Consider the following 26,772-nt stretch of genomic DNA (forward strand, 5'->3'; position numbering starts at 1 on the left):
TTACTTAGATAACCTCTATAAATTGTAATTAAATTACAATAGAGAAATACTAATAAACTAATGTAACTCTTATCTCTAAGTAGCTCATTTAACCTTATTAATTTCACAATTAATGATCCTAAATAAGGGGCTATAGGTCAATAATTTTTTAGAGAAAAGGCAGTAAAACTAGTTAATGTTGGTGTTTTTGTTTGTTTTTTAAGCTTTGATTTATTTATCGTTTATTTGAAAATAAAAAAAGGCACTTTTAAGTGCCTTAGATAAGCTTAAAAAAGCGTGTTATGCGAAGTTTTCACCTTCGAAAACACCTGCAAATAATGCAGTTGATAAGTAACGTTCACCCGAACTTGGTAATATTACTACAATATTCTTATCTTTAAATTCTGGTTCTTGTGCTAAACGAGATGCTGCTACTACTGCTGCACCTGAAGAGATACCAGCTAAAATACCTTCTTCTTCCATTAAACGGCGAGCCATTTCAATTGAGTCTTCGTTACTAACTTGCTCAGCACGGTCGATTAAAGAAAGATCTAAGTTTTTAGGGATGAAACCAGGGCCAATACCTTGAATTTTATGTGGTCCAGGTGTTAATTCCTCGCCAGCTAATGCTTGCGTAATAACTGGAGAATCAGTCGGCTCTACTGCAACACTTACGATTGCTTTGCCTTTTGTTTCTTTGATGTAACGAGTTACACCTGAAATTGTACCACCAGTACCCACACCAGCAATGAATACATCAACTTCACCATCTGTATCTTCCCAGATCTCTGGACCTGTTGTTTTTTCATGGATTTGTGGATTTGCTGGATTTTCGAATTGGCGTACAACAAAGTACTTACCTGGTGCTGATTGTGCAATTTCTTCAGCTTTATTGATTGCGCCTTTCATACCTTGAGCGCCTTCAGTTAGTACTAAGTTAGCACCTAATGCTTTTAATAATTTGCGTCGCTCAACACTCATTGTGTTAGGCATTGTTAGTGTTATTTTATAACCACGAGCAGCAGCAACAAACGCTAGTGCGATACCTGTGTTACCACTTGTTGCTTCAACTAATTCAACATCTTTTGTTAATGTGCCATTCTTCTCAGCTTCCCAGATCATGTTTGCGCCAATACGACATTTAACACTGAAGCTAGGGTTACGGCTTTCAACTTTTGCAAAAACGTTTCCAGTCGTTACATTTTTTAAACGTACTAGTGGAGTACCGCCAATTGTTTGTGAATTGTCATCAAAAATCTTGCTCATGATAGTGTTCCTGTTAGTTGGTTTTTAAATAGTGGGATGTAGCATATCCAATGTGAAAAAATGCGGAAGTTACATTTTGTTATACCATATAGGATTTTGAGATATATTAAATGGCTATCGTATTAATATCTAAAGATAACATCTGGATATTTAAGCGATAGCGCATATTTAAAATTTTACTGGTTGGTCAAAAATGCTAAGTAATGGCTTAGTTTTTGTAATAACTCTATTTTGTCTGGATCATGTTGATGTTCAATGGCTAATACATCTAAACGATTTACATATTCCTGCATATTGTCTAAGAAATACGCTTCTCTATGTCTATTCCATTTTTGCTGTTCTTGTTCGGTTAATGTTTCTGGGTAGTTTCTTGCTTTGTATCGCCACCATAGTGTCGCAAGATTTGGATCATCAAACTCTGGTTGATGATTTGCTATTTGCTGAGGTGATAAAGCGACAATTTTTTTAGCTTCATTTTTGTCATTGGTTGAAGGAAAGCCGCCTGAATATAATTTTTGTTCAGGTTGCTGTTCTTGTTGTGGTTTGGCCGGCGTGTCAAACACTGCAAATAGTTTCTCTACCAATTGTTTATTTTCGTTGAAAATATTAATAGATTCACGACATTGTTTTGCATCGATGCCCAGTGTTTTTGCTCTCTCTGGTGTTAATGTTTTTGCACTGGCTACAATCGGGCATTTGTTAATATGAATTAATTTAATCGGAGGTCTACTAATGCCTTCAGGTAAATTATCTGAAGAGGTATATAAATATTCCTGAATTTCTTCAACTGATAAAGTGAGTAGTGACGAAATATCTTTATTAAGATCGATCACTATCACCGCGTTATTATTAGTTGGATGAGTTGTCACTGGTAATATATATGAACTACAACCTTGTAAAGCAGGAAACATACCTGAAATATGCACGAGTGGTGTATAAGTACCAAGCTTAAGTTGATGAAGTACTTTGTTTTTTTGTCTTAATGAAAAACAGTAATCGTATAGTTTTGGGTGTACTGTTTTGATTAATTTTGCCATTGCAATCGTCGCGTACACATCAGACATTGCATCATGCGCCTGTTGGTGTGCAATGTCATTTGCTTTTGTTAGTAACTCTAGTCTAAAACTGGGTACATCATTTTCATCATAAACCCATTCAATCCCTTCAGGTCTAAGTGCATAACATGCTCTAACCATGTCAATAATATCCCAACGAGAACAACCATTTTGCCATTCACGTTGGTATGGATCATGGAAATTACGATACAAAGTAAAGCGTGTGACTTCATCATCAAAGCGGATATTGTTGTAGCCTACAACACAAGTATTTGCCTGTTGAAATTCTTGAAGAATATTAAAAATAAATTGATTTTCAAATTCGCCATGTTGTAACGCATGTTGTGGAGTGATCCCCGTGATCAAGCAAGCTTCTGGTCCCGGTAAATAATCATTGGGAGGTCGACAATACCATTGTTGCGGTTCTGAAATTACATTCAAATCAAGATCTGTACGAATGCCTGCAAATTGAGAAGGGCGGTCTGTGCCTGGGTTAAGTCCAAATGTTTCGTAGTCGTGCCAAAAGAGGCTGGGTGATACTTGATTCATATTGTTACCTATTAATTTGTATCTGTATATTGTGGCTAAATGAAAGCCAAAAAGCGATCCAATTTATTTATTTTTAATTATAGTGAAACATCACTTTTATTGTTAATGCTGCTTTGTTGTACTTTTTTATTATTTTACATTGTAAGGACTTAGCAGTGATCAGAGTCTTGAATTTAAAATGTTATAGATGAATGATGCTGTTGTGCATACTTTTTTGAAGTCGTTATTTTGCCCCGTAAAAATTTATTTTAGGGATTAGTGTCGCTGTATTCAATACCCGTTTATTTTTAGATGCTATCCAGTTTGCTAAAAGTAACCTGTTATATCAATTAACCGCATCTATCTTTAAAAAAGAAAATACAGATCGTTAAAATTAACGAACTGAAGCCGTTAGTTCAGTATTTTATTGATAGAGGAAAGTGAATTTAGAAATGAATGGTATTTGTGAGGGTGTTAGATACAAAAAAGCCTGCGTTAAGCAGGCTTCATAATACTATTTAATTGGTCTTATTTAGAAACAAGTGCAATTAAGTCTAGTACTTTGTTTGAGTAACCGATTTCGTTATCGTACCAAGATACAACTTTAACGAATTTGTCAGTTAGTGATAAACCAGCTTTAGCATCAAATACTGAAGTTTGGATTTCACCGATGAAGTCTTGAGATACTACTGCATCTTCAGTGTAACCTAGAACGCCAGCCATTTCGTTTTCAGAAGCGCGTTTCATTTCTGCACAAATTTCTTCGTATGTAGCAGCAGATTTTAAGTTAACTGTTAAGTCAACAACTGATACGTCAGCAGTTGGTACGCGGAAAGCCATACCTGTTAGTAGACCGTTAAGTTCTGGGATTACTTTACCTACAGCTTTAGCTGCACCAGTAGAAGATGGGATGATGTTTTGAGAAGCACCACGACCACCGCGCCAGTCTTTCATTGAAGGACCGTCAACTGTTTTTTGAGTTGCAGTTGTTGCATGAACAGTTGTCATTAGACCTGATTCGATGCCCCATTTGTCGTTAAGAACTTTAGCCATTGGCGCAAGACAGTTAGTAGTACAAGAAGCGTTAGAAACGATATCTTGGCCAGCGTACTCAGAGAAGTTAACACCGTTAACGAACATTGGAACGTCGCCAGAAGGGCCAGTTAATACAACTTTCTTCGCACCAGCTGTGATATGTTTACGAGCTGTTTCGTCAGTAAGGAAAAGACCAGTTGCTTCAGCAACTACGTCTACGTCAACTGCATCCCATTTTAATTCTTCAGGGTTACGTTCTGCAGTTACACGTACTGTGTTACCGTTCACGATTAGGTTACCGTCTTTAACTTCAACAGTACCGTTGAAACGACCGTGAGTTGAGTCATATTTAAGCATGTAAGCCATGTATTCAACGTCGATTAAGTCATTGATTGCAACAACTTCTAGATCAGCACGTTCACATGCTGCACGGAATACGAAACGGCCGATACGACCGAAGCCGTTAATACCTACTTTAATTGTCATTATATTTTTCCTTTTGGAGGTTTGATTTTAAACTTGCCATCATTATAGATGTTATAAACATCTTAAACTTGATGTTAATCAAGTTATAAGCTCAGAAAGCAACTTCTTTTTTTTATAAAATCTTGCGTTACTTCAAAAAATTATAAAAAACAAAGTTTATGTTTTTTGAACTAATATCACAGTAATTAAATTACCGAGACATCTTAAGGTGAATTCTTTAGAAAATAAAGCAAAAGAATCATTAAACTGCTATTTGTCATTAATCTAAACTACTTTAGCTAGCTGAATAAGTAAATTTAAATCATTTTTGGTCATTTAGCATACACTTTTTTGTAACATTGAAGGGCAACGCCCAACAATTTAACCTTATTTTATGACAGTTTGAAGGCAATGTTGTTGATTTGGCGCAACATAAACCCCTTGTTTTGCTGTAATCGCAGACTCTACACAGAACATCGTTTTGTAACCATCATCTGGCATATCGACAAACGCCTTTGCGCCTTCTTCCCAAGGATTCCACACAACCACTGAATCATTTCCTTGATTGCGAATGGTTATATTTCTTTGGTTTGCCTTATCTTCTAATACAATATCACCTTCATTTACCGCAAATATTGCATCAATTGGGCCTGATGGATAGGCCGGTTGTTGAGTGTTTTTTATTACGCCGTGATCTAATGAATCACTGTAAGTACTTGCTAATCCATTAACAGCAAATTGCTTAATATCTCCTATATGTAAGTATGAATGTAAAGCGCCTCTGTAAGTAAATCCTTGATCACCTGTATTTTTAGTGACTAAGGTTAACTTTATTTGGTCAGTTAATTGTGCTTTAAGAGTGACTTGAAAATCATTATTCCAGACAGATTTAGTCTCGGAATTTGACGCAAACAAAAATTCAATATCAACCCCTTGTTCATTTTCAGAAGTGTCGTTGAGCTGCCACTTGCTGGTTCTAGCAAAACCATGGGATGGTAAATTTTTTTGTTTTGTTTCTACTGTACTGCCAAACCAAGGCCAACAAATCGGCACGCCACCTCTGATGGCTTTATCTGCAGAATAGATGGCATTACTACTGGTATAAATTAGCGGGGCTTGGCCTTTTATCTGAAAGTGCACTAAATGAGCTCCATGCAATGCAAAAGCCGCATCAAACTTTGGATGGTTAATTACCAGGAACTCAAAGTTATCTTGGTTAACTTGTATGGAAAGATTACTGCTTATTTGTTTTATTGTTGTCAATCCCAAATGTGCAATCATTATTGATCCTTTGTCATGAAGTAAAGTCAGCGCAGTTCTGTTTACACTTCTATTACACTATATTGTTGATTTTTAAATAATCAACTGTATAACTAAAAGTGGGTGTTAAATTGATGTATATTAAATGTCTGAAGTGAATTAAAATCAACAAGCATTCTACTTTTAAATTTTTACTAGATACAAACATAATATTGCAATCTTGGTTAGCCCGTTGATTTGAATCAATATATAGTTAGCTATATATAACAATAACATTGAACATAGGTGAATTATGAGTCGTCCCGCGTTAGATTACTTTATGCAATTAAAGGGTATTGATGCTAATTTTGTTGATGCTTGGGGAAAACCAACAACAGTACTTGAAGAAGACATTAGTCGTCTCATTGAGAAAATGGGCTTTGATGTATCCGATGATGCACAGCTAGAAGCTTATTATAAACAAGCAGAAAGTGAGCATTGGTTATCCTTATTAGCACCAGTATCAGTATTACAAGAAGCCGATACTTACCAAGTTGAAGTGCGTCTTCCCATTGATTTTGTCACTGACCAGTTAATTTACAGAGTGACAACTGAGCAGGGAGAAATATTAGAAGAAGAGCTAATAGCAATTGACTTCCCACTGTGTGCCATTACTGAGATTGCTGACGTTGAGTTTCAATTATATGAAGTTGCTCTGAGCTTGCCATTAACTATTGGTTATCATCAGCTTTCATTATTGGAAAAAGGTAATGAAGAACCTCTCGCTGTGATGTCATTGATTATTACACCAGCGGCGTGCTTTACACCTGAAAAAATTCAACAAGGGCATAAGCTGTGGGGCACAAGTGTTCAACTTTATTGCTTAAGAAGCCAGAATAACTGGGGTATTGGTGACTTTTCTGATTTAAAAGAGTTATTAAGGAAAACCGCTGAAAATGGTGGTGATTTTATTGGTTTAAACCCGATCCATGCCTTGAACCCATCTCAACCTGAACATGCTAGCCCTTATAGCCCATCTTCTCGGAAATGGTTAAATATTCTCTATACGGATATCAATGCGGTTCCAGAGTTTAAACACTGTAATACGCTACAGACATTATATAAAAGCGAACAATTTCAGCAAAAGTTAACGGACTTACGAGCGGTAGAATGGGTTGATTATCAACAAGTCAGTGAATTAAAACTGACCTCTTTAAGAGCGTTATTTGCTACTTTGAATGAGGGTAAAGCAGCCAACCAACAACGTCTAACAGCATTTTTAGCCTATGTAGAAGAGAAAGGTGAAACACTTCAACAACAAGCTGCATTTGATGCATTACAGTTTAAATTCTTAGCCGAAAATAAAGATGCATGGGGCTGGCCTGCTTGGCCAGAGGCTTTCCAATCATTTTCTGAAAAAGCGGTTCAGCAATGGTGCGAAGAAAATAAACAAGAGGTGTTGTTTTGGTGTTATTGCCAATGGGTGACAGAAACACAACTTGCAGAAGCTGATCAGCTAGCAAAATCATTAGGAATGACGCTTGGCCTATATAGAGATTTGGCCGTAGGTGTGGGTAAAAATAGCAGTGAAGTATGGGCAAATCATGAGTCTTACCATGAAAATATCAGTATTGGTGCACCGCCTGATGTATTAGGTCCTTTAGGACAAAGTTGGGGGTTACCTCCATTGTCTCCGGACCACCTTTATAAAACGGGCTACAAAGATTTTATTGAGTTATTACAAGCAAACATGAGTTATTGCGGTGCTTTACGTATCGATCATGTGATGGGGCTGTTGCGTTTGTGGTGGGTGCCAGAAGGCGTTAGTGCTGATAAAGGTGCTTATATCTATTATAACGTGCACGATATGTTGAACATTCTTGCTTTAGAAAGTGTCCGCAATCAGTGTTTAGTGATTGGAGAAGACTTAGGCACTGTGCCCGATGGAATGGATGTGCTACTGAAAGACGCTGGTGTGTATTCATATAAGGTCTTTTTCTTTGAGCAAGCTGAAGACGGCGGTTATATTTCACCTTCTCATTATATTCAACAAGCGATGGCAACTTTATCTACTCATGACATGCCGACCATCAAAGGCTACTGGCATTGTGATGACTTAACGCTAGGTAAAGCGTTGGGTTTATACCCAGATCAAAATGTATTGGATAGATTGATGCGTGAGCGCGTTGAAAGCAAACAGCAGATATTAAATAGCCTGCATGGCCATCACAGTATCCCTGATGATAGGTACCACGATGCAAATATGACAGGGATGGATCAAACTTTAAACTTTTCGTTGCAAAAACATCTTGCTGCAGGCAATTCATCATTGTTAAGTTTACAGTTAGAAGATTTTTTAGAGATGGATCAACCAGTTAATGTTCCAGGAACAAGTAATGAATATAAAAATTGGCAACGTAAATTAACTCATAACTTAGATGATATTTTTAATAACGAAGATATTAAAGGTTTATTAAAAGCGTTAACAATTGCACGCTCAAAGTAATTAAAACTCAGCATTTATGCTTCTATTAGGTATTTAATATGACTAAAAAACCAACAGTGAAGAAAACCGCTACAGTAAAAAAGACAGTGCAACAACCAATGGCCAAGAGTGGAGTTATTCTGCCACTTGCACCACTAAAAAAAGAGTTAGTCGATAAGCTGCAAGAGGCGAGGTTAGCTGAACCATTTAAGCACTTAGGCTTAATTGAACATGAAGGTGGTTTGTTATTAAGAGTCTGGTTACCTGAAGCGGTAGCTGTTTCGTTTCTCGCGCTAGATGAAAGTGCCTTATCAGGCGAGTTAAAACAGGTTTACGAAAGTGGTTTATTTGAAATTATATTACCTAAAGGTACACAACCATTTATTTATCAATTAAATGTCGACTATAAACAAGGGTCAAATCAACTGATTGACCCTTACCAATTTCATGATATCGCTTTTGATGGGTTGCAAAGTTTATCTGAAGCACCAGAAAATGTTTATAAAACCTTAGGCGCACAGTTAAAGACAGTAACGGTTGATGATCTTGAAATAAGTGGTGTACGTTTTATTGTATATGCCCCGAATGCAAGTAGTGTGAGTTTATTAACCTCACATAATCACTGGGATGGTCGTCGTCATCCAATGCAAAAAAGCTGGTGTGGTCATTGGGTTATATTTGTGCCTGGGTTAAGTGCAGGTTGTGCTTACAAATTTGAACTTAAAGATGCCGCAGGTCACCGTTTACCGCATAAAGCAGATCCCGTTGGTTTCCAAGCGGAATTATATCCTTCCCATGCCTCTATTGTGGTTGATCATGATGCGTATCAGTGGGGCGATGAACAGTGGCGAGCTTCGCAGCTTGGAGATAAACGTTTTGCAGCGATGAGTATCTATGAAGTACACCTTGGTTCATGGAAACGTAAACTTGAAAACGGCACTGAGCGTATGCTCACTTATCGTGAGCTGGCCGATGATTTATTACCTTACTTAATTGAGATGGGGTATACGCATTTAGAAGTGTTGCCTATTTCTGAGTTTCCTTTTGATGGTTCTTGGGGCTATCAGCCAGTTGGGTTGTTTGCAGCAACAAGCCGTTTTGGCGATGCAGATGATCTTAAATTCTTTATTGACCAATGTCACCAAGCAGGTATTGGCGTGATTGTCGACTGGGTACCAGCTCATTTCCCGGCAGACCCCCATGGTTTAGCGCGTTTTGATGGAACGGCTTTATATGAATATGAAGATCCTCGTCGTGGTTGGCACCCAGATTGGAACTCTTATATTTATGATTTTGGGCGCGATAACGTACGCCAATTTTTAGTCGCTAGTGCGTTAATTTGGTTGGATAAGTTCCATGTAGATGGGTTACGTGTTGATGCTGTTGCCTCTATGCTTTATTGGGATTATTCACGAGAAGAAGGTGAGTGGGTACCTAATGTTGATGGTGGTAATCACAACTATGAAGCCATTAGTTTATTAAAATGGTTTAACGAAGAAGTGTATCGTCAATACCCTCATGCAATGACCATTGCAGAAGAATCTACGGCTTTTTCTGGTGTTTCTAAACCAACATTTGAAGGTGGGTTAGGCTTTGGCTTTAAATGGAATATGGGCTGGATGCACGATACCTTAGATTATATTCAACAAGATCCTATGTACCGTAAATACCATCATCATGAAATGACCTTTTCAATGGCCTATCACTACAATGAGCATTTTGTATTACCAATTTCTCACGATGAAGTAGTACATGGTAAAAAAAGCATGTTAAATAAAATGCCAGGTGATGAGTGGCAAGCGGCTGCTAATTTACGTGCTTATATGGGATATATGTACGGTCATCCAGGTAAAAAACTTAACTTTATGGGGGGGGAATTTGCTCAAAGTCGAGAATGGAATCACAATCACAGCTTAGATTGGGATCTTTTAGCGTATGATAAACATAAAGGGCAAAAACAATTAATCTGTGATTTAAACCATTTCTACAAAGACAATAAAGCGATGTTTGAATTGGATTATGATGAAAACGGGTTTGCATGGCTAGATCATAGTGATGGTGAGAATAGTGTTATTTCATTTGTGCGTTATAGCCTTGACCAAAGTGATTTTGTCATTTGCCTCTCTAACTTTACGCCAATCCCAAGAGAGCACTTCCGTGTTCCGGTTGATCAAGCGGGACAATATGAAGTTGTGTTAAATACTGATAGTAAATATTATTGGGGTAGTAACTATCCAATGGGTGATTACATGGGGAGCTTTACAAGTGAAGCTTACCCATGGCAAGGAAAAGCACACTCAATACTTATCAATCTACCGCCTTTATCGACAGTTTACCTAAAGAAAAAAGGAATCTAAACATTGAAAGATAATATTAAAATTGAGGAAGGAACACCTAATTTTATTGCTGAAAATGGTTTCGCTCATCCATTAGGAGCAAGTTTAGATGAACAAGGATGTAACTTTGCAGTGCATAGCAAAGGCAGTAAAAGTGTCGAGCTTTGTCTTTTTGATAAGCATGACAACCAAATTGCAAGTTATGCGCTAAAGACCTCTTATACTCACCTGTGGCACATTTACCTTAAAGGTGTCAAAGCTGGTCAAAAATACGGGTATCGTGTTGATGGCGATTATTTACCTGAACAAGGTTTATTTTTTAATAAAAAACACTTATTGATTGACCCTTATGCTAAATGTTTAAGTAAAGTGCAACACAGTTTCGTACAGGCGCAAAGTGATAATAACGACATGGCCGTTGCCAAGTCAGTGGTAATCGATGATCAGTTTGACTGGCTTGATGCAAAAAAACCAAAACTTGCAGATAGCGAGCGCATTTTATATGAAATACATACCAAAGGTTTTACCCAGTTAAATCCTAATATTCCATTGCCAATGCGGGGTAAATATTTAGGTTTATCCCACTCTGAAAGTATCGAGCACTATAAAAAGCTCGGTGTGACTAGTTTGCAGATCATGCCGGTATTTAGTTTTATGAGTGAAGCACGTTTAGGTGGCTTAGGTTTAACAAATTATTGGGGCTATAACCCAATTAACTTTTTTGCTCCTGAAACACGTTACTCACAATATGATGCCGTCAACGAATTTAAAACCATGGTACGTGACTTACATCTAGCGGGCATCGAAGTGATTCTTGATGTGGTCTTTAATCATACTGCAGAGTCAGGCTATAACGGGCTAGTACTTAGTTTAAAAGGATTAGATAACCGTCAATATTACACCTTTGAAAGTGACAAACAGGGACTTAATTACCAATTATTCAGCAATCACTCTGGTTGTGGTAATACCGTTAACCTAGATTTTAAAATGTCCCTAAAATTAACGTTAGACTCATTACGTTACTGGGTGACAGAAATGCAAGTGGATGGCTTTAGGTTTGATTTAGCGGTGACATTGGCGCGAGAAGCACAAGGTTTTTCAGAGCAAAGCGCATTTTTCAAAGCATTAATGCAAGATCCTATTTTGAGTGAAGTGGTGTTAATTGCTGAGCCTTGGGATATTGGACCGGGCGGATATCGTTTAGGCGCCTTTCCTGAACAGTGGAAAGAGTGTAATGACAGATACCGCGATACGATGCGTTCATTTTGGCGAGGCGATACAGGAAAAGTAGCTGAAGTCGCGACCCGTTTATTAGGGTCACATGACTTTTTTCCTGTTAAAAATCGCTGTAAAACTACTAGTGTTAATTATATTTGTTATCACGATGGTTTTACATTGGATGATATGGTGTCCTTTAAAGAGCGCCATAACCAAGCCAATGGAGAAAATAATCGAGATGGTCATGGCCATAATTTATCATTTAACTATGGTTGTGAAGGGCCAACAACCGAGCCACGTATTAATAAGTTAAGACAGCAACAAAAACGTAATATGATTGCAACCTTGTTTTTATCGCAAGGTACACCTCATTTTCTTTCAGGTGACGAGATGGGTAATCATCAAGCGGGTAATAATAATGCTTACTGTCAAGATAATGAAATCAGTTGGATCAATTGGGAACTATCTGAAAGTGATCAACTCTTAAAGCAATTCACATCAAAAATTATTGCCTTAAGAGAAGCGTCTAAATTATTCGGCGGCCTCACGTTAGACGACGATGATGAGAATAGCGATAGCGCTAAATGGTACCATCCTGATGGTTATTTAATGGAAAGTGACGATTGGCATGCATCAAATTCTCAAGCAATTGCAGTTGAACTTGCAGAAGCGGCTCCTAATGGTGAACATTGGTATCTCATTTTAAATGCATCTACCTATCAAATTGCTTGCCAGTTACCAGATTTAGGGGCAGATAAAAAGTGGATTGCGGTATTGGATACAAGTTGTGCTACAGGCGAGTTAGTTGAACATCACAATAAAGTGGAAATACCAGTACATGCAGTTGCACATTCCATTTTACTTTTTCAAGCGGTGCCTAAAGAGAGTAAAGATTAACCGCTATTAAGAAGGCTTTGTATTAATCTTGATATTTTTACAAAGTCTTTGCAGTTGGTGCAAAAACATAACTAGATATTTTTAAGTAAATAAATATACTTCAAATTAAATTTTATAACGTAATACAAGGTAATACAGTGGAAAACATAAATCAGTATGCAAAAAATATTTCTCCAGAGCTGTATGATAAATTAAAAACTGCTGTTGAAACTGGCAAATGGCTAGATGGCGCTAAATTAAGTGAAGAGCAAAAGGCTCACTCTTTACAATTAGTGATGGCTTATCAAAAAGAATTTAATGAAAAACCAGATCATTTTACGATTGATCAAAATGGTGAAATTCATATGGAAGCAAAATCCACTTTAAAGAAACAATTCTCTGACAAAGAAGAAGATGTACATTTGCTTAATTTATAAGGTAAACAACAGCTTCAGCCATTGAGATCTTGTTCATTGTTATCACCTCCGTGATATATTGTGATTCAAGTATTTTTGTATTGTGCAATTCAAGTAACAATAACCAGTAATAGATCGCTGGTAGTTAATAAACATATTTTAAGAAGTAGGTATTATGAATTTATCATTAATTAAAGACGAGCTGTTAGAGTCACAAAAAGTATTGGCTGATTTCTTAGCGGATGACAATAACATACAGTGTATTGAAGATGCAGCGACGTTATTAGCAAGCTCATTTAAACGTGACGGTAAAGTAATTGCTTGTGGTAATGGTGGCTCGCATTGTGATGCGATGCATTTCGCTGAAGAATTAACAGGTCGTTACCGAGAAAATCGTCCTTCATATCCTGCTATTGCTATTTCTGATGTAAGCCACATTTCTTGTGTTGGTAATGACTTTGGTTTTGATGCTATTTTTTCACGCTACCTTGAAGGAGTAGGGCGTGAAGGTGACGTATTATTCTGTTTATCAACCAGTGGCAATTCAGTAAATATCTTAAAAGCAATTGAAACGGCGAAAACCAAAGGCATAAAAGTAATTGCTTTAACTGGTAAAGATGGCGGGAAAATGGCCGGTCTAGCTGATGTAGAAGTGAGAGTACCGCATTTTGGCTATGCTGATCGTATTCAAGAAATACATATTAAAGTTATTCATATTTTAATTTATTTAATCGAAAAGAAAATGGAACAAGCTTAACTAATGTGTGAATTATTAGGCATGAGTGCCAATGTCCCTACGGATATCTGTTTTAGTTTTAGTGGTTTAGTAAGGCGTGGTGGGGAAACAGGGCCTCATAAAGATGGTTGGGGTATCACTTTCTATGAAGGGAAGGGATGCCGTAGCTTTAAAGATCCTAGCCCTAGTTTTAATTCTAAAGTCGCAGAGCTAGTAAAAAGCTACCCGATTAAAAGTAAATCTGTTATTAGCCATATTCGTCAAGCTAATCGCGGTGGGGTTAACTTAGAAAATACCCATCCATTTATCCGCGAGTTATGGGGACGTAATTGGACCTATGCACATAATGGTCAGTTAACAGGCTATGAAGATTTAGCAATGGGCTATGCTAACCCGATTGGACAGACCGATAGCGAACGTGCTTTTTGTTGGATCATAGACCAGTTACATAAACAATATAAACAACCACCAGAGAACATGCTGGAGATGTTTAAACTGATTGCAAGTTATGCAGATCAGTTAAAAAAGCTTGGTGTTTTTAATATGTTACTAACTGATGGTGAATATGTAATGTGCTATTGCACTAATAATTTACATTGGATAACTCGACGCGCACCATTTGGTAAAGCACAATTAATTGACGAAGATATGACGGTTGATTTTCAACAGGAAACATCAGACTCGGATATTGTGACCGTAATTGCTACTCGTCCTCTCACAAAAGATGAAGCTTGGACAAAAATGCACGAAGGTGAGTTTTGCGTATTTCATTTTGGTGAACGGGTATTGTAATTCACTTTTGTCGTTTAGCTGACCATCAATAGCAGCACTTAAGTTTTGTTTATAATGATTTTTCATTAGTTAAGTGCTTGATTTTTAAATTAAAAAGACAATATTAGGATCTATGGCTGCCTTATTAAAAGATGTTTATAACTTACAGTATATGGCACATGTTGCAGATTGTGTGCAGCGCCATTATTCGGATTTTAATAAAACAGCTTTTCTCAATGCTATTTTTGATACAGATTGGCAAAATAAAGAGCTAAAAGCACGTACCATTCATATCGCTGTTCAATTAAATGCGTATATTGCATTTGATTACCTACCAACATTAGCTGTGATTGAAAAGATTGCTCCTCATTTTACTAGTTATCAAGGCATGTTCGTCCCTGCGTTTGTTGAAATTTATGGGCTGGATTACTTTCCTGAATCAATCGCAGCTCTTTCATACATAACACAATTTTCTAGTGCAGAATTTGCAGTCCGTCCTTTTATTGTGAAATATCCTCAAGCCATGCATAGTATCTTGTTACAGTGGAGTGTCAGCGATAATGAACATATAAGGCGTTTATCTTCGGAGGGCGCGCGTCCACGTTTACCATGGGCAATGGCTTTACCTGAATTTAAAAAAGATCCTGTCTATTTATTGCCTATTTTAGAAAATCTAAAAGCAGATCTAAGTGAATATGTACGTCGCAGTGTCGCTAATAACTTAAATGATATTGCTAAAGATCATCCGCAATTGGTGACTGATATTGCGGCTAAATGGTTAGTGGAAAACAAGACGATTCAAACCCAGCGTTTGGTAAAACATGCTTGTCGTAGTTTGCTCAAACAAGCTGATCCATCGGCTTTAGCATTATTTGGTTTTTTGCCGCCTAAAGAGATCGAAGTGAACGACTTCAATTGTGAGCAACAGGTTAGGTTAGGGGAGCTATTACATTTTAGTTTTGCACTACAGCATAAGCGCAATAGCACACTTGATAAATTACGTATTGAGTTTGCCATTGATTTTATGAAAAGCAATGGCAAACAAGCACGTAAGATTTTCCAATTATCAGAATCGATGATTAATCAAAACAACAAAACATTTACCAAGTCATTTAACTTTAAAGCTATTTCAACTCGAAAATACTACTGTGGACTTCATCGTCTTGCTATTTTAGTAAACGGTGTCGAGCTCTCTCATCGCGACTTTACCTTAGTCGCTTAAGTTTATTGATCAACACTAAAAGCATCTATTATCGCGCACTCTGATTGTTGGTCTCCAGGACATTGCTTAGTTATTTTCTTTAACTGTTGCACTAATAACTGTTGCTGTTTTATACGTGCTTCAATTTCTTCTATTTTCTGTAAAGCAATTTCCTTTACGTTTTTACTGCTTCTATGCTCATTTTCAGATAAAGCCAGTAATATTTTGCACTCTTGTAAATTAAACCCAGCTTGTTTGGCATTCACTATAAAATGCAATTGTTTTAGTAGGCTATCAGGGTAAAAGCGATAGCCACTTTCATCTCGCGGTGGTGTATCAATGAGTTTAATTTCCTCATAATGACGAATCGATTTCACTGATAAACCGGTTTTATTTGCTGCTTGACTGATGGTTACCATAATAGCCCTTAAATGCTTGATTGAGATGTTTTTAAACGTAACGAGTTACCTAATACCATTAAACTAGAAGCGGTCATTGCAAGTGCCGCTAGTGTTGGGTTTAAATAACCAAGCGCTGCAGCAGGAATAGCAATAGTATTAAAGATAAATGCCCAAAATAAGTTTTGTCTAATCGTTCTCCAAGTATATCTGGATAACTTGATTGCAACGGCGATTAAGCGCGGATCATCACGCATCAAGGTCATTGACGCAGTATGCTTAGCAACATCACTGCCGCCGCCCATTGCAATACTTACATCGGCCTGTGCTAGGGCAGGCGCATCATTAACTCCATCTCCTACCATCGCGACTAAATGATCTTGTTGTAATCTCGATAGATGCTGAAGTTTTTGTTGTGGTGATTGTTGTGCATAGAATCCATCTAAACCAAGTTCTGAGCTGAGTTTTTCAACCACTTGATACTTGTCACCGCTTAACATCAAGGTCGATAAATCGAGCTTTTGTAAATCTGTAATCGCTTGTTGGCTCTGTTCGCGTAGTTGATCTGCGATTAAAAAGAAGCCAATTATGCTCTCTTTATATCCGACATAAATGACATTATCATCTTCGGCTACATTAATAGCATGGGTAGCAAGTTGTGTTGCTTTATCGACTTTAAAGCGTGTTAGGATTTTCTCATTACCGACATATACATTATCACCATTTAATGTGGCAGTGATACCTTCACCTTGAATACTTTGTATGTTGGTGAGCTGTTTTGGCTCAACCTCCAGTGATTGGCAATGCTCAACCACTGCTTTAGCAATGGGGTGCTTACTGGCTGTTTGTAATGCCAATAAAATAGGGTAAAAGTCGCTATCCAAAGCGGTTACTTTTTCTAACCCTACTTTTCCTTTGGTTAAGGTTCCGGTTTTATCAAAGGCGATATAATCTAATTTATGCGCCATTTGTAACGTATTGAGGTCTTTTATTAAAATACCTTTCTGCGCAGCTAAACCAGTACCGACAACCATAGCAGTAGGGGTTGCTAGCCCTAATGCACAAGGGCAAGCAATAACTAATACGGCAACACTATGCAGTAATGCGGCTTCAAAGTTACCATCAATTAACATCCAACTCGCAAAGGTTAATAAAGCAATACTTAACACGACAGGGACAAAAACAGCGCTTATTTTATCAACCAATTGTAAGATGGGCGCTTTACTCATTTGCGCTGACTCAACCAGCGAAATGATATGGTGTAATTTAGTTTGTTCATTGACTGCGGTTGTTTTAATTAAGAGCGTGCCATCACCATTTATCGTACCTGCATAAATAGTGTCGTCAGTATTTTTTAAAATAGGCTTACTTTCACCAGTCAATAATGATTCATTAATATAGCTACTACCTTCGACAATAACACCATCAACCGGTACTTTATCGCCAGCAGCTATTTGCACAAGATCGTTCACTTGTACTTGTTCAATTAATACGGTTTTAAACACTTTTCCTTTTTTTACCTGCGCATCAATGGCCTGTAATTGATTTAAAGAAGCGATTGCTTGGCTACTGGATTTTTTCGCTTTAAACTCTAAATATTTCCCAATACGAATTAACACGATCACTAAACTACTACTTTCAAAGTACAGGTGAGTGTGATGACCACTGAGCATCGAGTAGACACTAAAGAAATAGGCGGCAGAAGTCCCTAATACCACTAATACATCCATATTAGTGGTGTAGTTCTTGATACTTTGCCATGCACCTTTATAAAAGCGCGCTCCAATTAAAAATTGAATAGGCGATGCTAAAGCGAATTGCATTATTGGGCTTAACAATTGAGTATCATTGATAAACATCGATATCATCGCAATACAGAAGGGCAAGCTTAATAATAAAGCTAACAATAAACTGATTTTTTCACGACGAAATAAACGTTTTTCTTGTTGTTGTTTGTTTATCAATTTTTGTTGTGAGCTATGGTTGTCTTTTTGCTCTAACTGATATGGACTGATCGCAATCAATGTTTGTATTAGTTCGGCGTTGACCAGACTCTGTAGTGTTTCTACATATAGCGTTTTAGTGATCAAATTAGTTTTAACATCAATAACAAAGGGATGTTTTTTCAAAGCTTTTACGGTTTTTTCTACGCAACTTGCGCATGACCAATCGGCATTGAAAACTAAGGTTTCATAATCTGTTTGATAACCTTTATCTAATAATATTTGATTAATTGCTGGCGCAAGTGGTTCACTTAATTGCGTTTTATCAAAAGTTAAACTTGCTTTCTCTAAACTGAAGTTTACGTTAGCCTGAATGTTCGGTAGCGTTTCAAATGCCTTGGTAAGTGTACTTGCGCAGCTAGCGCAATTCATTCCATAAACAGAGAACGAGATTTTTTGTTGTTCACTCATATTAACTCACTAGGTTATTAAAAGAATAGAAAAAGGATAACCCTTCCCCTAAGGGTAAGGTCAAACATTTCTTTATGCTTGAAATATTAATTATTTATCATAAGATAACTGTTTTTATAAACAGTTATCTTTATTATCTCTTTTCATGTCGTTTAAGGTCGAATGAGTATGGGGCAGTGCCATCAGCAAGCAGATGCTAGTCATCCGGAGTTGACACAACGTAAAATTATTCATATTGATATGGATTGTTTTTTTGCGGCTGTGGAAATGCGTGATCACCCCGAATACCGGCATGTTCCCTTAGCCATTGGTGGCAGAAGTAGACATCGAGGTGTGTTATCTACCTGTAACTATATTGCACGGCAATTTGGCTTACATTCAGCGATGCCTGTGTTTAAAGCACGGGAGTTGTGTCCGCAATTAGTTATTGTACCGGGCAGAATGGAGCGCTATGTCGCAGTCTCTCAAAAATTGCGTGAAATATTTTACCGTTATACTGACTTAGTTGAACCCTTATCATTAGATGAAGCTTATTTAGATGTTAGTGAGTGTGAAATGTTTCATGGCTCTGCGACTTATATTGCTGAAGATATCAGAAAAGCCATTGAAAGTGAGCTTCATTTAACAGCTTCTGCTGGTATCTCTTATTGTAAATTTTTAGCCAAAATTGCCTCTGATGAAAATAAACCAAATGGACAATTTGTTATTAGCCCTACGACAGCCAATCAATTCATTGCCACATTACCGCTTAAAAAAATACCAGGAGTAGGGAAAGTAGGGCAGCAACATTTAGCTGAAAAGGGCTTGTTTACTTGTGCAGATATTCTTGCTTATCCGGAGTCTCAGCTGTTATCGCGTTTTGGTAAGTTAGGCAAAGCCTTGTTATCGTATAGTAAAGGTATCGATCTACGTCCTGTACAACCCAATAGAGAACGTAAGTCAGTCGCGGTGGAGCGGACATTTGAGCATAACCTAATAAGCGAAGCACAGTGTGCTAAACACTTGGCTGATTTTTATCAACGGTTACAAGCTAGGGTAGAGAAACATTTAGACAATAAGGTGATTACTAAACTAGGTGTAAAATTAAAATTCAGTGATTTTACGATTAAAAGCAGTGAACGTAAGTATTCAAAACTAAACCAAGCTATTTTTGAGCAACTGCTGCATCAATTAATTACACTTAACCCTAATAAACCGATTCGATTACTAGGGTTAAGTGTAGGCATTGCAGAAAAGTCTGAACAACAATCAATACAGCTCAGCTTGATTGATGAATAAATGAATACATTTAAACTATATAGAAAAGCTACATAACAATATTAAACAGCACAACTACATAGAAATATTACGGATCCCTTCGTAGATAAATTGGATAGCTAATGCCGCTAAAACAACACCTAAGAAACGACGTATAATTTCATCACCGGTTTTACCTATGATGTTTTTAAGGTATTTAGATGCAATCATGGCAGTAAAGGTAATTAATAATACACTTATTATTGCCGCACTCACGGATAAAACTGCACTGCCTTTTTCTGTATTTTGTGAAAATAATAAAATGGCTAATGTTAAAGTACCTGGACCTGCTAACAAAGGAATAGACATAGGGAACACTGAAATATCAGTGTCTTTTTCTGCCTTAGTGAATTTTAACTCCTGCGTGATCATATGAAATGCCGTATAAAATAAAAGCAACCCACCAGAAATACGTAAAGAGTTAATATTAATGCCTAAATGAGAGAACAATGCCTCACCATAATTACCAAATAAAATCAGTAAAAATCCACTAATGATCACTGACTTTATCGCCATTAGATTACGGTATTTTTGATCACTACCAGCAGTTAATGAGTTGAAAATTAATGCCGATCCGATTGGATCGATAATAACCAGTAAACCCGTTATTGCATGTAGGTAAAGTGTAGTATCCATATCTTTTCTATTTCAATTTATATTAAAAAATTAAATGCGCAATGCCGGCAATAACAGGCAATGTCACTAACGTACGTAAAATGAAAATAATAAATAGTTCTGTAATATTAACGGGAATTTTACTGCCCAGTAATAGCGCGCCCACTTCACTCATGTAAATCAATTGTGTTACAGACATCGCGGCAATGATAAAGCGTGTCATATCTGATTCGATTTGAGCTGCTAAAATAGCAGGAATAAACATATCTGCAAAGCCCACAACAATAGTCGTAGATGCTTCTGCTGCTTGTGGTATTTGCAGTAATTCTAACAATGGAATGAATGGTGCACCTAAATACTGAAAAATAGGCGTGTATTCAGCGATCATTAATGCAATAGTACCAATGCCCATCACCACAGGTAATACACCAAATAACATATCAATCACATTCTTTAAGCCATCGCTTAGGGTTGCCTTAATCCCTTGTGATTGTTTCGCTCGAGTTAGTGCATGATGCAATCCCCAAGAGAAAACATTGTGTCCTTCAGGGATAGCTTCATCATTTTCTTGTGGTGTTGAACCATCGATATAAATATCTTTTTTATTTCGTAAAGGAGGTAGCTTAGGAACAATTATCGCTGCAACCAAACCTGCAGTACAAACAGCTAAGTAAAAAGGTAAAAATAGATGCTCTAATTTAACTTGTGTGATCACGACTAAAGAAAAGGTAATAGAAACAGCAGAGAAAGTGGTGCCAATGACAGCCGCTTCACGTTGGGTATAAAAACGTGATTCATACTGTTTACTGGTCAGTAAAATACCAACACTACCGTCTCCCAACCAAGAAGCCATGCAATCAATTGCACTGCGCCCTGGTAAATTAAAGACAGGTCGCATAATTTTAGTTAATAGCGTGCCAAATAACTCCAATAACCCAAAGTTAAGTAATAGCGGTAGTAATAGCCCTGCAAAAATAAATACACATAACAAAATTGGTAATAGATCATTTAAGACTAAGGCACCGGTATTACCTGAATAGATCATTTCAGATCCGAATTGCCAATAGGTTAATGTGATAAAAATAGCCCCGAGCACACGTACTGATAACCAAGTTAAATTAGTATTAAATAAATCATGAATAAATGCAGAGCGTTGCATGAATTTAGGGTTAATTAATTTACATAAAAGGCTGAGTAAGGCGCTAAATACAACGATCACTGTGACTAATAATGCACCATTTCCTCCTAAAAATTGTTCTAAGGATTTGGCTAGAATAGCAATAGGAATGGTTAATGAATCGTTATATGCAATCGGAGTCATAAACAAAAATAAGCCTAATAATGATGGGATTAAGAATGTCATCATGGTGGTTAAAGTGAATGATGCTGGTTGTTTCACTGTGTTCGCCTTAAATTATTAACAATTGAGTCGGTATCTAAAGGGGCGCTAGAGTACCCCCTTTATTCTGGCTTGTAAATAAACCATTAGCCAATATTTAAACTGTTGATTTTTAATGGTTTATTTTTTCTTTTTTGCAGTTAATAAAGGTTTTTATAATGGTGTGATATTTTGATTGCATTATCGGGATAATTTAATCACTTAAATCAGTCTGTTGCGGATCATTTCACGCAAATAGATTGATTGACTAACGTTAAATATATTCATACAGTATAAATCATCTATTTTTCCCACTCATCTATTATAAAGGTTTATTATGGAACTATACGGTAGCTACACTTCACCTTTTGTGCGCCATTGTCGCATCGCACTATTACAAAAAAATATCGAATGTAAATTTATAGAAACTGATGCAGCTCAAATTGCAGAAATTTCACCGACAAAAAGGGTTCCTTATTTAACGGATTGTGAATTAACCTTAACTGACTCAACATCTATTTTAACTCATTTATATGAGGTAGCTGGAGAGGACTTTTTATCTGATTTAGAAGATGTCGAGCTTTACCATATAACCAACACAATGTTAGATACATGTGTTAATTTATTAATGCTGGCTAAATTTGATGGTATTACAGCGGAGAAAAGTCAGTACTTAACAAGACAAAAATCACGCATAGAGACTAGTTTAAATGCGATTAATGAAAAAAGCTTGAGTGAGACATTGCCTTTAACAAATGCTGAAACAAGATTAGCGATTTTCTTAGATTGGGCAATATTTAGAAATGTGATTGATATAGCTAAGTACCCACAATTACAAAAGCTATTAGACCTTGCTAATACGGACAGTATTTTCGCACAAACGGCACCAAAAGAATAAGTAGCCACAATAAAAAGCAGGTTATACATTAAATATAACCTGCTTTAATATTTACACTTTAATAATCTTACAAGTATTAGTTGAGCCTTTTAACGTATTATCACCATGGGTTAATAATACTAAATCCCCAGTAGAAATTAATGCCAAGGCTTTAAGCGTGGTAATGGCATTCGCAATATAATCGATACTCTCCGTGGCAACAGAATCAAAATAAATTGGGGTAACACCGCGGTACAATGCACAATAATTTAAGGTTTTCTGGTTTTTCGATAGCGCATAGATAGGTAAGCCTGAACTTAAACGAGATGTTAAAAGAGCCGTTTTACCCGATGCGGTTAGCGCGACAATGGCTTTAACACCTTTAGTATGATTGGCTGCATACATAGTGGTCATAGCAATGGCTTCTTCAACATTCTCAAAAGTTTGATCCATACGGTGATTTGAAACATTAATGCTTGGGTGTTTTTCAGCGCCAATACAAACATCGCTCATGGCTTTTACTGTTTCTACTGGATAATCACCTGCTGCGGTTTCACCTGAAAGCATCACAGCATCGGTACCATCTAGTACGGCATTGGCAACATCCATCACTTCTGCTCGGGTAGGCATAGGGGCACTGACCATGGATTCCATCATTTGTGTCGCGGTGATCACAACACGATTTAAGCGGCGAGCACTACGGATCATATTTTTTTGCACTGCGACCAATCGCGCATCACCAATTTCAACACCTAAATCACCACGAGCGACCATCACCACATCAGATGCTAAGATGATATCTTCTAATGCTTCTTGTGTTTCAACTGCTTCCGCACGTTCAACTTTTGCGACAATTTTTGCCATACAGCCCGCTTCGCGTGCTAATTCTCTTGCGTAATGAATGTCTTGACCATTACGAGGAAAAGAAACGGCAAGGTAATCACAACCAATTTTCGCGGCAGTAACAATGTCCTGCTTATCTTTCTCGGTTAATGCAGCGGCTGATAAACCACCGCCTTGTTTATTAATGCCTTTATTATTCGACAGTGGGCCGCCTATCGTAACAATGGTATGGACTTTGTTACCTTCAACCGATTCAACACTCAGTTGTACTCGACCGTCATCCAATAATAAAACATCGCCCATCGCGACTTCTTGAGGTAAAGATTTGTAGTCAAGGCCAACTTGTTGTTGGTTACCTTGGCCTTTAGGGATATCGCTATCTAAGGTAAATTTATCCCCGACTTTTAATATTATTTTATTGTTTTCAAAAGTAGAGACACGTATTTTAGGTCCTTGTAAATCTCCCATAATCGCCACTTGCTTACCTAGTTTAGCGGCTATCGCTTTGACTTGTTGGGCACGTTCAATGTGGTCTGATGCTTCACCATGAGAAAAATTCATGCGCACCATATTAGCGCCAGCAATGATTATCTTTTCTAAATTATCATCACGATCCGTGGCAGGGCCTAAAGTGGTTACTATTTTTGTACGTCTTGTCATGTAAACTCCAATCAAATATTAAAATAAATGTTAAAAGAGGGATGAACTGTTCGTTACAATAAAATACCTTATATCTCTTCTATATCTTCCTCACTGATTTTATCAAATCGAGAATCTTTGATACTCGCTTTAACACGCTTAAGGTTCTTTCTAAATTTTGCGCCTCTACGAAGTGTAAAGCCGGTGGTCAGTACATCAATTAACACCAGTTGTGCAATACGTGATGACATTGGCATATAAATGTCAGTATCTTCAGGTACACCAAGTGATAACACCAGATTACTTTGTTCTGCTAAAGGAGAGCCTTTTTCCGTTAAGGCAATAACAAATGCATCATTCTCTCTAGCTAATTGTGCTACTTCAACTAATGGCTTGGTACGGCCTGTATGTGAAATTAAGACAATCACATCGCCTTCACTACTATTAATACAACTCATGCGTTGCATTACAATATCATCAAAACAAGAAACAGGAATATTAAATCTAAAAAACTTATTTAAGGCATCATGCGCTACTGATGAAGAAGCACCTAAACCAAAAAATGAGATCTTATTGGCTTGTGTTAGTACATCAACGGCGCGATTAATAAGGTTAGTATCTAGCCCATTTTTGGCTGCATTTAAACAGGCCATTGTTGATTCAAATATTTTAGAGGTATAAGCTTCAGGACCGTCATCTTCATTAACGTTTCTGTTCACATAAGGTGTACCATTCGCTAAGCTTTGTGCTAAATGTAGCTTAAAATCAGGAAACCCTTTAGTATTTAAGCGACGACAAAAACGGTTGACAGTCGGTTCACTGACTTCAGCTGTTTTGGCAAGGTTAGCAATACTAGAATGAATGGCCGTTTCAGGAGAAGCAAGTATTGCTTCGGCTACTTTTCGTTCTGATTTACTGAACGTCTCAAGGTTTTTTTTGATTAACTCTAAAGTTTTCATAATATTATTTACTCGTAGTAAAAGCGATCAGTATTAAGTTATGGATTTTTGTAACTTAGCATGAAATAAAAGTACAAAAATTTGTAGCTATTGATGCAACCAGTATAAGTTAACTCCTATTTGTTGTCATTTTATTACATAAAAATAATGTTTCAGATCAATAATTAATTATATTTAAATGTGAAACTGTTAAGTTTCTTTCATAATTCGATAGGTTTATAAGTTAGGAGTAAAATTATGTTATCCGTTGTTGTTGATTTAGGCGGCACCAATATCCGTTTAGCAGTATTAGATATAACAAGCGGCGCGTTATCTGAAACAAAAGAATATGCTTGTGCACAGTTTTCAAATATAGAGCCAGCATTAGCGCAATATTTTGCAACGCTATCTGCTCCCGTAAGCAACTTATGTATCGGTATCGCTTGTCCTGTTGAACATGACCAAGTGACCATGACTAATTTAAATTGGGCTTTTTCTAAAAAAGCCTTAATAGAGCAGTTTTCACTAACACAATTATTTGTAATTAATGATTACACGGCAATTTCATTGGCTGTTCCTTTTATCTCTGATCAACATAAAATCCAGATCGGTGGTGGTCAAGAATTAGTTGATGGTGTAAAAGCTATTTTTGGACCCGGCACCGGCTTAGGGGTATCACATTTAATTAGACAAGGAAGTAAGTGGGTTAGCTTAGACGGTGAAGGGGGGCATGCGAGTTTTGCGCCTAATACACGACTGCAGGCTGATGTATTACTGCAGTTACAAGAAAGGTTTGGTCATGTATCTGCTGAAAGGCTGTTATCAGGGCAGGGGATTGAAAATATTTATCAAGCGTTATGCCAATTAGCAGATAAACCAGCAGAGTTACGCTCGGCTGCTGAAATCAGTAAAGCCGCACTGGCTAATAACTGTGATATTGCAAAACAAACATTAACCTTATTTTGTGAATCTATGGGAGCCTTTGCTGGTAACCTTGCACTAAACCTTGATTGCAGAGGCGGTGTGTATATTGCTGGTGGTATTGTGCCACGCTTTGTTGATTTCTTTACTACGAGTGAGTTTAGGGCATTCTTTGAAGCAAAAGGACGTTTGAAAGCAACACTTGAAACGATTCCAACGTATTTAATTACCCATAAAAACCCTGGATTATTAGGGGCGGCGGTTTATTTACAGCAAGAATTATCATAAATAACTGATATATGAACAGTAATGGTTGATTTAAATGCCCGAGTTATCTATTATGCGCATCACTTTGTTATTGAATGACTTTAACGAGTTCATATAATAGACAATAAAGTTTATGGAGAATTGGCCGAGTGGCTGAAGGCGCACGCCTGGAAAGTGTGTAAGGGGCAACCCTTCGAGAGTTCGAATCTCTTGTTCTCCGCCAACAACAGTATCGAATAGATACGACTAAACCCGTCAATCTTGTCAAAAAGGTTGACGGGTTTTTTTATGCCCCAACCATTGATCTACTGGGTTTATTTATTGCTGCCCCAACATACTCACTTCAAAATACCTTTGCCATTAAATTATAGATAAGCTACCGCTTGTCGATAAGTTTCAATGCGACACAATATAAATTAAGTTTTAACTACTGATGGCTAAAAAATGCCGATAGAGTGGTGTAAATACAAAGTCTTAATAATGTATTAGTTAAATTAGTCATGTTTCAAAAAGCGTTTTGAAATTATACCAATTCCGTTAATTAAGTTTCCAAATTTGTCCAATCTCGATAGCACAGCGA

20 protein-coding genes and 1 tRNA gene are annotated in these 26,772 nt (G+C 37.1%); 11 read left to right on the top strand and 10 right to left on the bottom strand.

From position 1 onward, the window contains the following. Nucleotides 1-279: 279 nt before the first annotated feature. From cysK to V6256_RS07505, 4 genes are all read right to left on the bottom strand, one after another. Nucleotides 280-1,245 (bottom strand): cysteine synthase A, encoded by a 966-nt coding sequence (gene cysK, locus V6256_RS07490; RefSeq protein WP_341597457.1) that lies wholly within the window; start codon nt 1,243-1,245, stop codon nt 280-282. A 176-nt stretch (nt 1,246-1,421) separates the two neighbouring features. Next, the gene (gene sbcB / locus V6256_RS07495) at nt 1,422-2,849 is read right to left on the bottom strand and encodes an exodeoxyribonuclease I (RefSeq protein WP_341597458.1); all 1,428 of its coding nucleotides are present in this window, start codon (nt 2,847-2,849) and stop codon (nt 1,422-1,424) included. A gap of 507 nt (nt 2,850-3,356) precedes the next feature. Further along, complete coding sequence (gene gap, locus V6256_RS07500) at nt 3,357-4,349, bottom strand: type I glyceraldehyde-3-phosphate dehydrogenase (RefSeq protein ID WP_341597459.1); 993 nt, start codon at nt 4,347-4,349, stop codon at nt 3,357-3,359. Between the two features lie 366 nt (nt 4,350-4,715). Continuing rightward, on the bottom strand, nt 4,716-5,609 hold the full coding sequence (locus tag V6256_RS07505) for a D-hexose-6-phosphate mutarotase (RefSeq protein WP_341597460.1): 894 nt from the start codon (nt 5,607-5,609) through the stop codon (nt 4,716-4,718). A 271-nt stretch (nt 5,610-5,880) separates the two neighbouring features. On the opposite strand from V6256_RS07505, the gene malQ reads away from it, so the two are divergent. The 7 genes from malQ to V6256_RS07540 all read left to right on the top strand — a co-directional run bounded on the left by malQ (nt 5,881) and on the right by V6256_RS07540 (nt 15,627). Then, entirely contained in the window at nt 5,881-8,073 is a 2,193-nt protein-coding gene (gene malQ, locus V6256_RS07510; RefSeq protein ID WP_341597461.1) for a 4-alpha-glucanotransferase, read from the top strand. Between the two features lie 98 nt (nt 8,074-8,171). After that, entirely contained in the window at nt 8,172-10,409 is a 2,238-nt protein-coding gene (glgB, locus tag V6256_RS07515) for a 1,4-alpha-glucan branching protein GlgB (protein ID WP_341597475.1), read from the top strand. A 3-nt stretch (nt 10,410-10,412) separates the two neighbouring features. Then, nucleotides 10,413-12,503: a glycogen debranching protein GlgX gene (gene glgX / locus V6256_RS07520; protein WP_341597462.1), complete on the top strand. Its 2,091-nt coding sequence runs from the start codon at nt 10,413-10,415 to the stop codon at nt 12,501-12,503. Nucleotides 12,504-12,640: 137 nt separating this feature from the next. After that, nucleotides 12,641-12,919 carry a YeaC family protein gene (locus V6256_RS07525; protein ID WP_341597463.1) on the top strand — a complete coding sequence of 93 codons (279 nt, stop codon included), beginning with the start codon at nt 12,641-12,643 and terminating at the stop codon, nt 12,917-12,919. 154 nt (nt 12,920-13,073) lie between these two features. Beyond that, nucleotides 13,074-13,655 carry a D-sedoheptulose 7-phosphate isomerase gene (gene lpcA / locus V6256_RS07530; protein WP_341597464.1) on the top strand — a complete coding sequence of 194 codons (582 nt, stop codon included), beginning with the start codon at nt 13,074-13,076 and terminating at the stop codon, nt 13,653-13,655. Nucleotides 13,656-13,658: 3 nt separating this feature from the next. Further along, nucleotides 13,659-14,426 carry a class II glutamine amidotransferase gene (locus tag V6256_RS07535; RefSeq protein WP_341597465.1) on the top strand — a complete coding sequence of 256 codons (768 nt, stop codon included), beginning with the start codon at nt 13,659-13,661 and terminating at the stop codon, nt 14,424-14,426. Nucleotides 14,427-14,538: 112 nt separating this feature from the next. Then, the gene (locus V6256_RS07540; RefSeq protein ID WP_341597466.1) at nt 14,539-15,627 is read left to right on the top strand and encodes a DNA alkylation repair protein; all 1,089 of its coding nucleotides are present in this window, start codon (nt 14,539-14,541) and stop codon (nt 15,625-15,627) included. A gap of 2 nt (nt 15,628-15,629) precedes the next feature. Here V6256_RS07540 and V6256_RS07545 read toward each other — a convergent pair whose 3' ends face one another. Together V6256_RS07545 and V6256_RS07550 are read right to left on the bottom strand one after the other, a co-directional pair. Next, nucleotides 15,630-16,025, bottom strand: coding sequence for a MerR family DNA-binding protein (locus V6256_RS07545; RefSeq protein WP_341597467.1), 396 nt, complete (start codon nt 16,023-16,025; stop codon nt 15,630-15,632). A gap of 8 nt (nt 16,026-16,033) precedes the next feature. Then, on the bottom strand, nt 16,034-18,418 hold the full coding sequence (locus V6256_RS07550) for a heavy metal translocating P-type ATPase (RefSeq protein ID WP_341597468.1): 2,385 nt from the start codon (nt 18,416-18,418) through the stop codon (nt 16,034-16,036). Between the two features lie 168 nt (nt 18,419-18,586). On the opposite strand from V6256_RS07550, the gene dinB reads away from it, so the two are divergent. After that, nucleotides 18,587-19,696 (top strand): DNA polymerase IV, encoded by a 1,110-nt coding sequence (gene dinB / locus V6256_RS07555; protein ID WP_341597469.1) that lies wholly within the window; start codon nt 18,587-18,589, stop codon nt 19,694-19,696. Between the two features lie 54 nt (nt 19,697-19,750). Here the strand turns inward: dinB and V6256_RS07560 are convergent, their stop codons facing one another. Further along, nucleotides 19,751-20,350: a MarC family protein gene (locus tag V6256_RS07560; protein ID WP_341597470.1), complete on the bottom strand. Its 600-nt coding sequence runs from the start codon at nt 20,348-20,350 to the stop codon at nt 19,751-19,753. 22 nt (nt 20,351-20,372) lie between these two features. Continuing rightward, entirely contained in the window at nt 20,373-21,695 is a 1,323-nt protein-coding gene (locus tag V6256_RS07565; protein WP_341597476.1) for a YjiH family protein, read from the bottom strand. Between the two features lie 349 nt (nt 21,696-22,044). Between V6256_RS07565 and V6256_RS07570 the strand changes: the two genes are divergently transcribed. Beyond that, the gene (locus tag V6256_RS07570) at nt 22,045-22,605 is read left to right on the top strand and encodes a glutathione S-transferase (RefSeq protein ID WP_341597471.1); all 561 of its coding nucleotides are present in this window, start codon (nt 22,045-22,047) and stop codon (nt 22,603-22,605) included. Between the two features lie 51 nt (nt 22,606-22,656). On the opposite strand, the gene pyk is transcribed toward V6256_RS07570, so the two are convergent. Further along, nucleotides 22,657-24,087, bottom strand: a complete 1,431-nt coding sequence (gene pyk, locus V6256_RS07575; protein WP_341597472.1) for a pyruvate kinase — start codon at nt 24,085-24,087, stop codon at nt 22,657-22,659. Nucleotides 24,088-24,155: 68 nt separating this feature from the next. Beyond that, a complete protein-coding gene (locus V6256_RS07580) occupies nt 24,156-25,025 on the bottom strand; it encodes a MurR/RpiR family transcriptional regulator (RefSeq protein ID WP_341597473.1) in 870 nt (289 codons plus the stop codon). Between the two features lie 237 nt (nt 25,026-25,262). Here V6256_RS07580 and V6256_RS07585 point away from each other — a divergent pair, with 237 nt between their 5' ends. After that, complete coding sequence (locus V6256_RS07585; protein ID WP_341597474.1) at nt 25,263-26,213, top strand: glucokinase; 951 nt, start codon at nt 25,263-25,265, stop codon at nt 26,211-26,213. Nucleotides 26,214-26,327: 114 nt separating this feature from the next. After that, nucleotides 26,328-26,415 (top strand) — tRNA-Ser (locus V6256_RS07590). The last annotated feature ends 357 nt before the right edge of the window (nt 26,416-26,772 follow it).

Origin of the sequence: Psychromonas aquatilis, assembly GCF_038155185.1 — a bacterium.
Taxonomy (GTDB): Bacteria; Pseudomonadota; Gammaproteobacteria; order Enterobacterales; family Psychromonadaceae; genus Psychromonas; species Psychromonas aquatilis.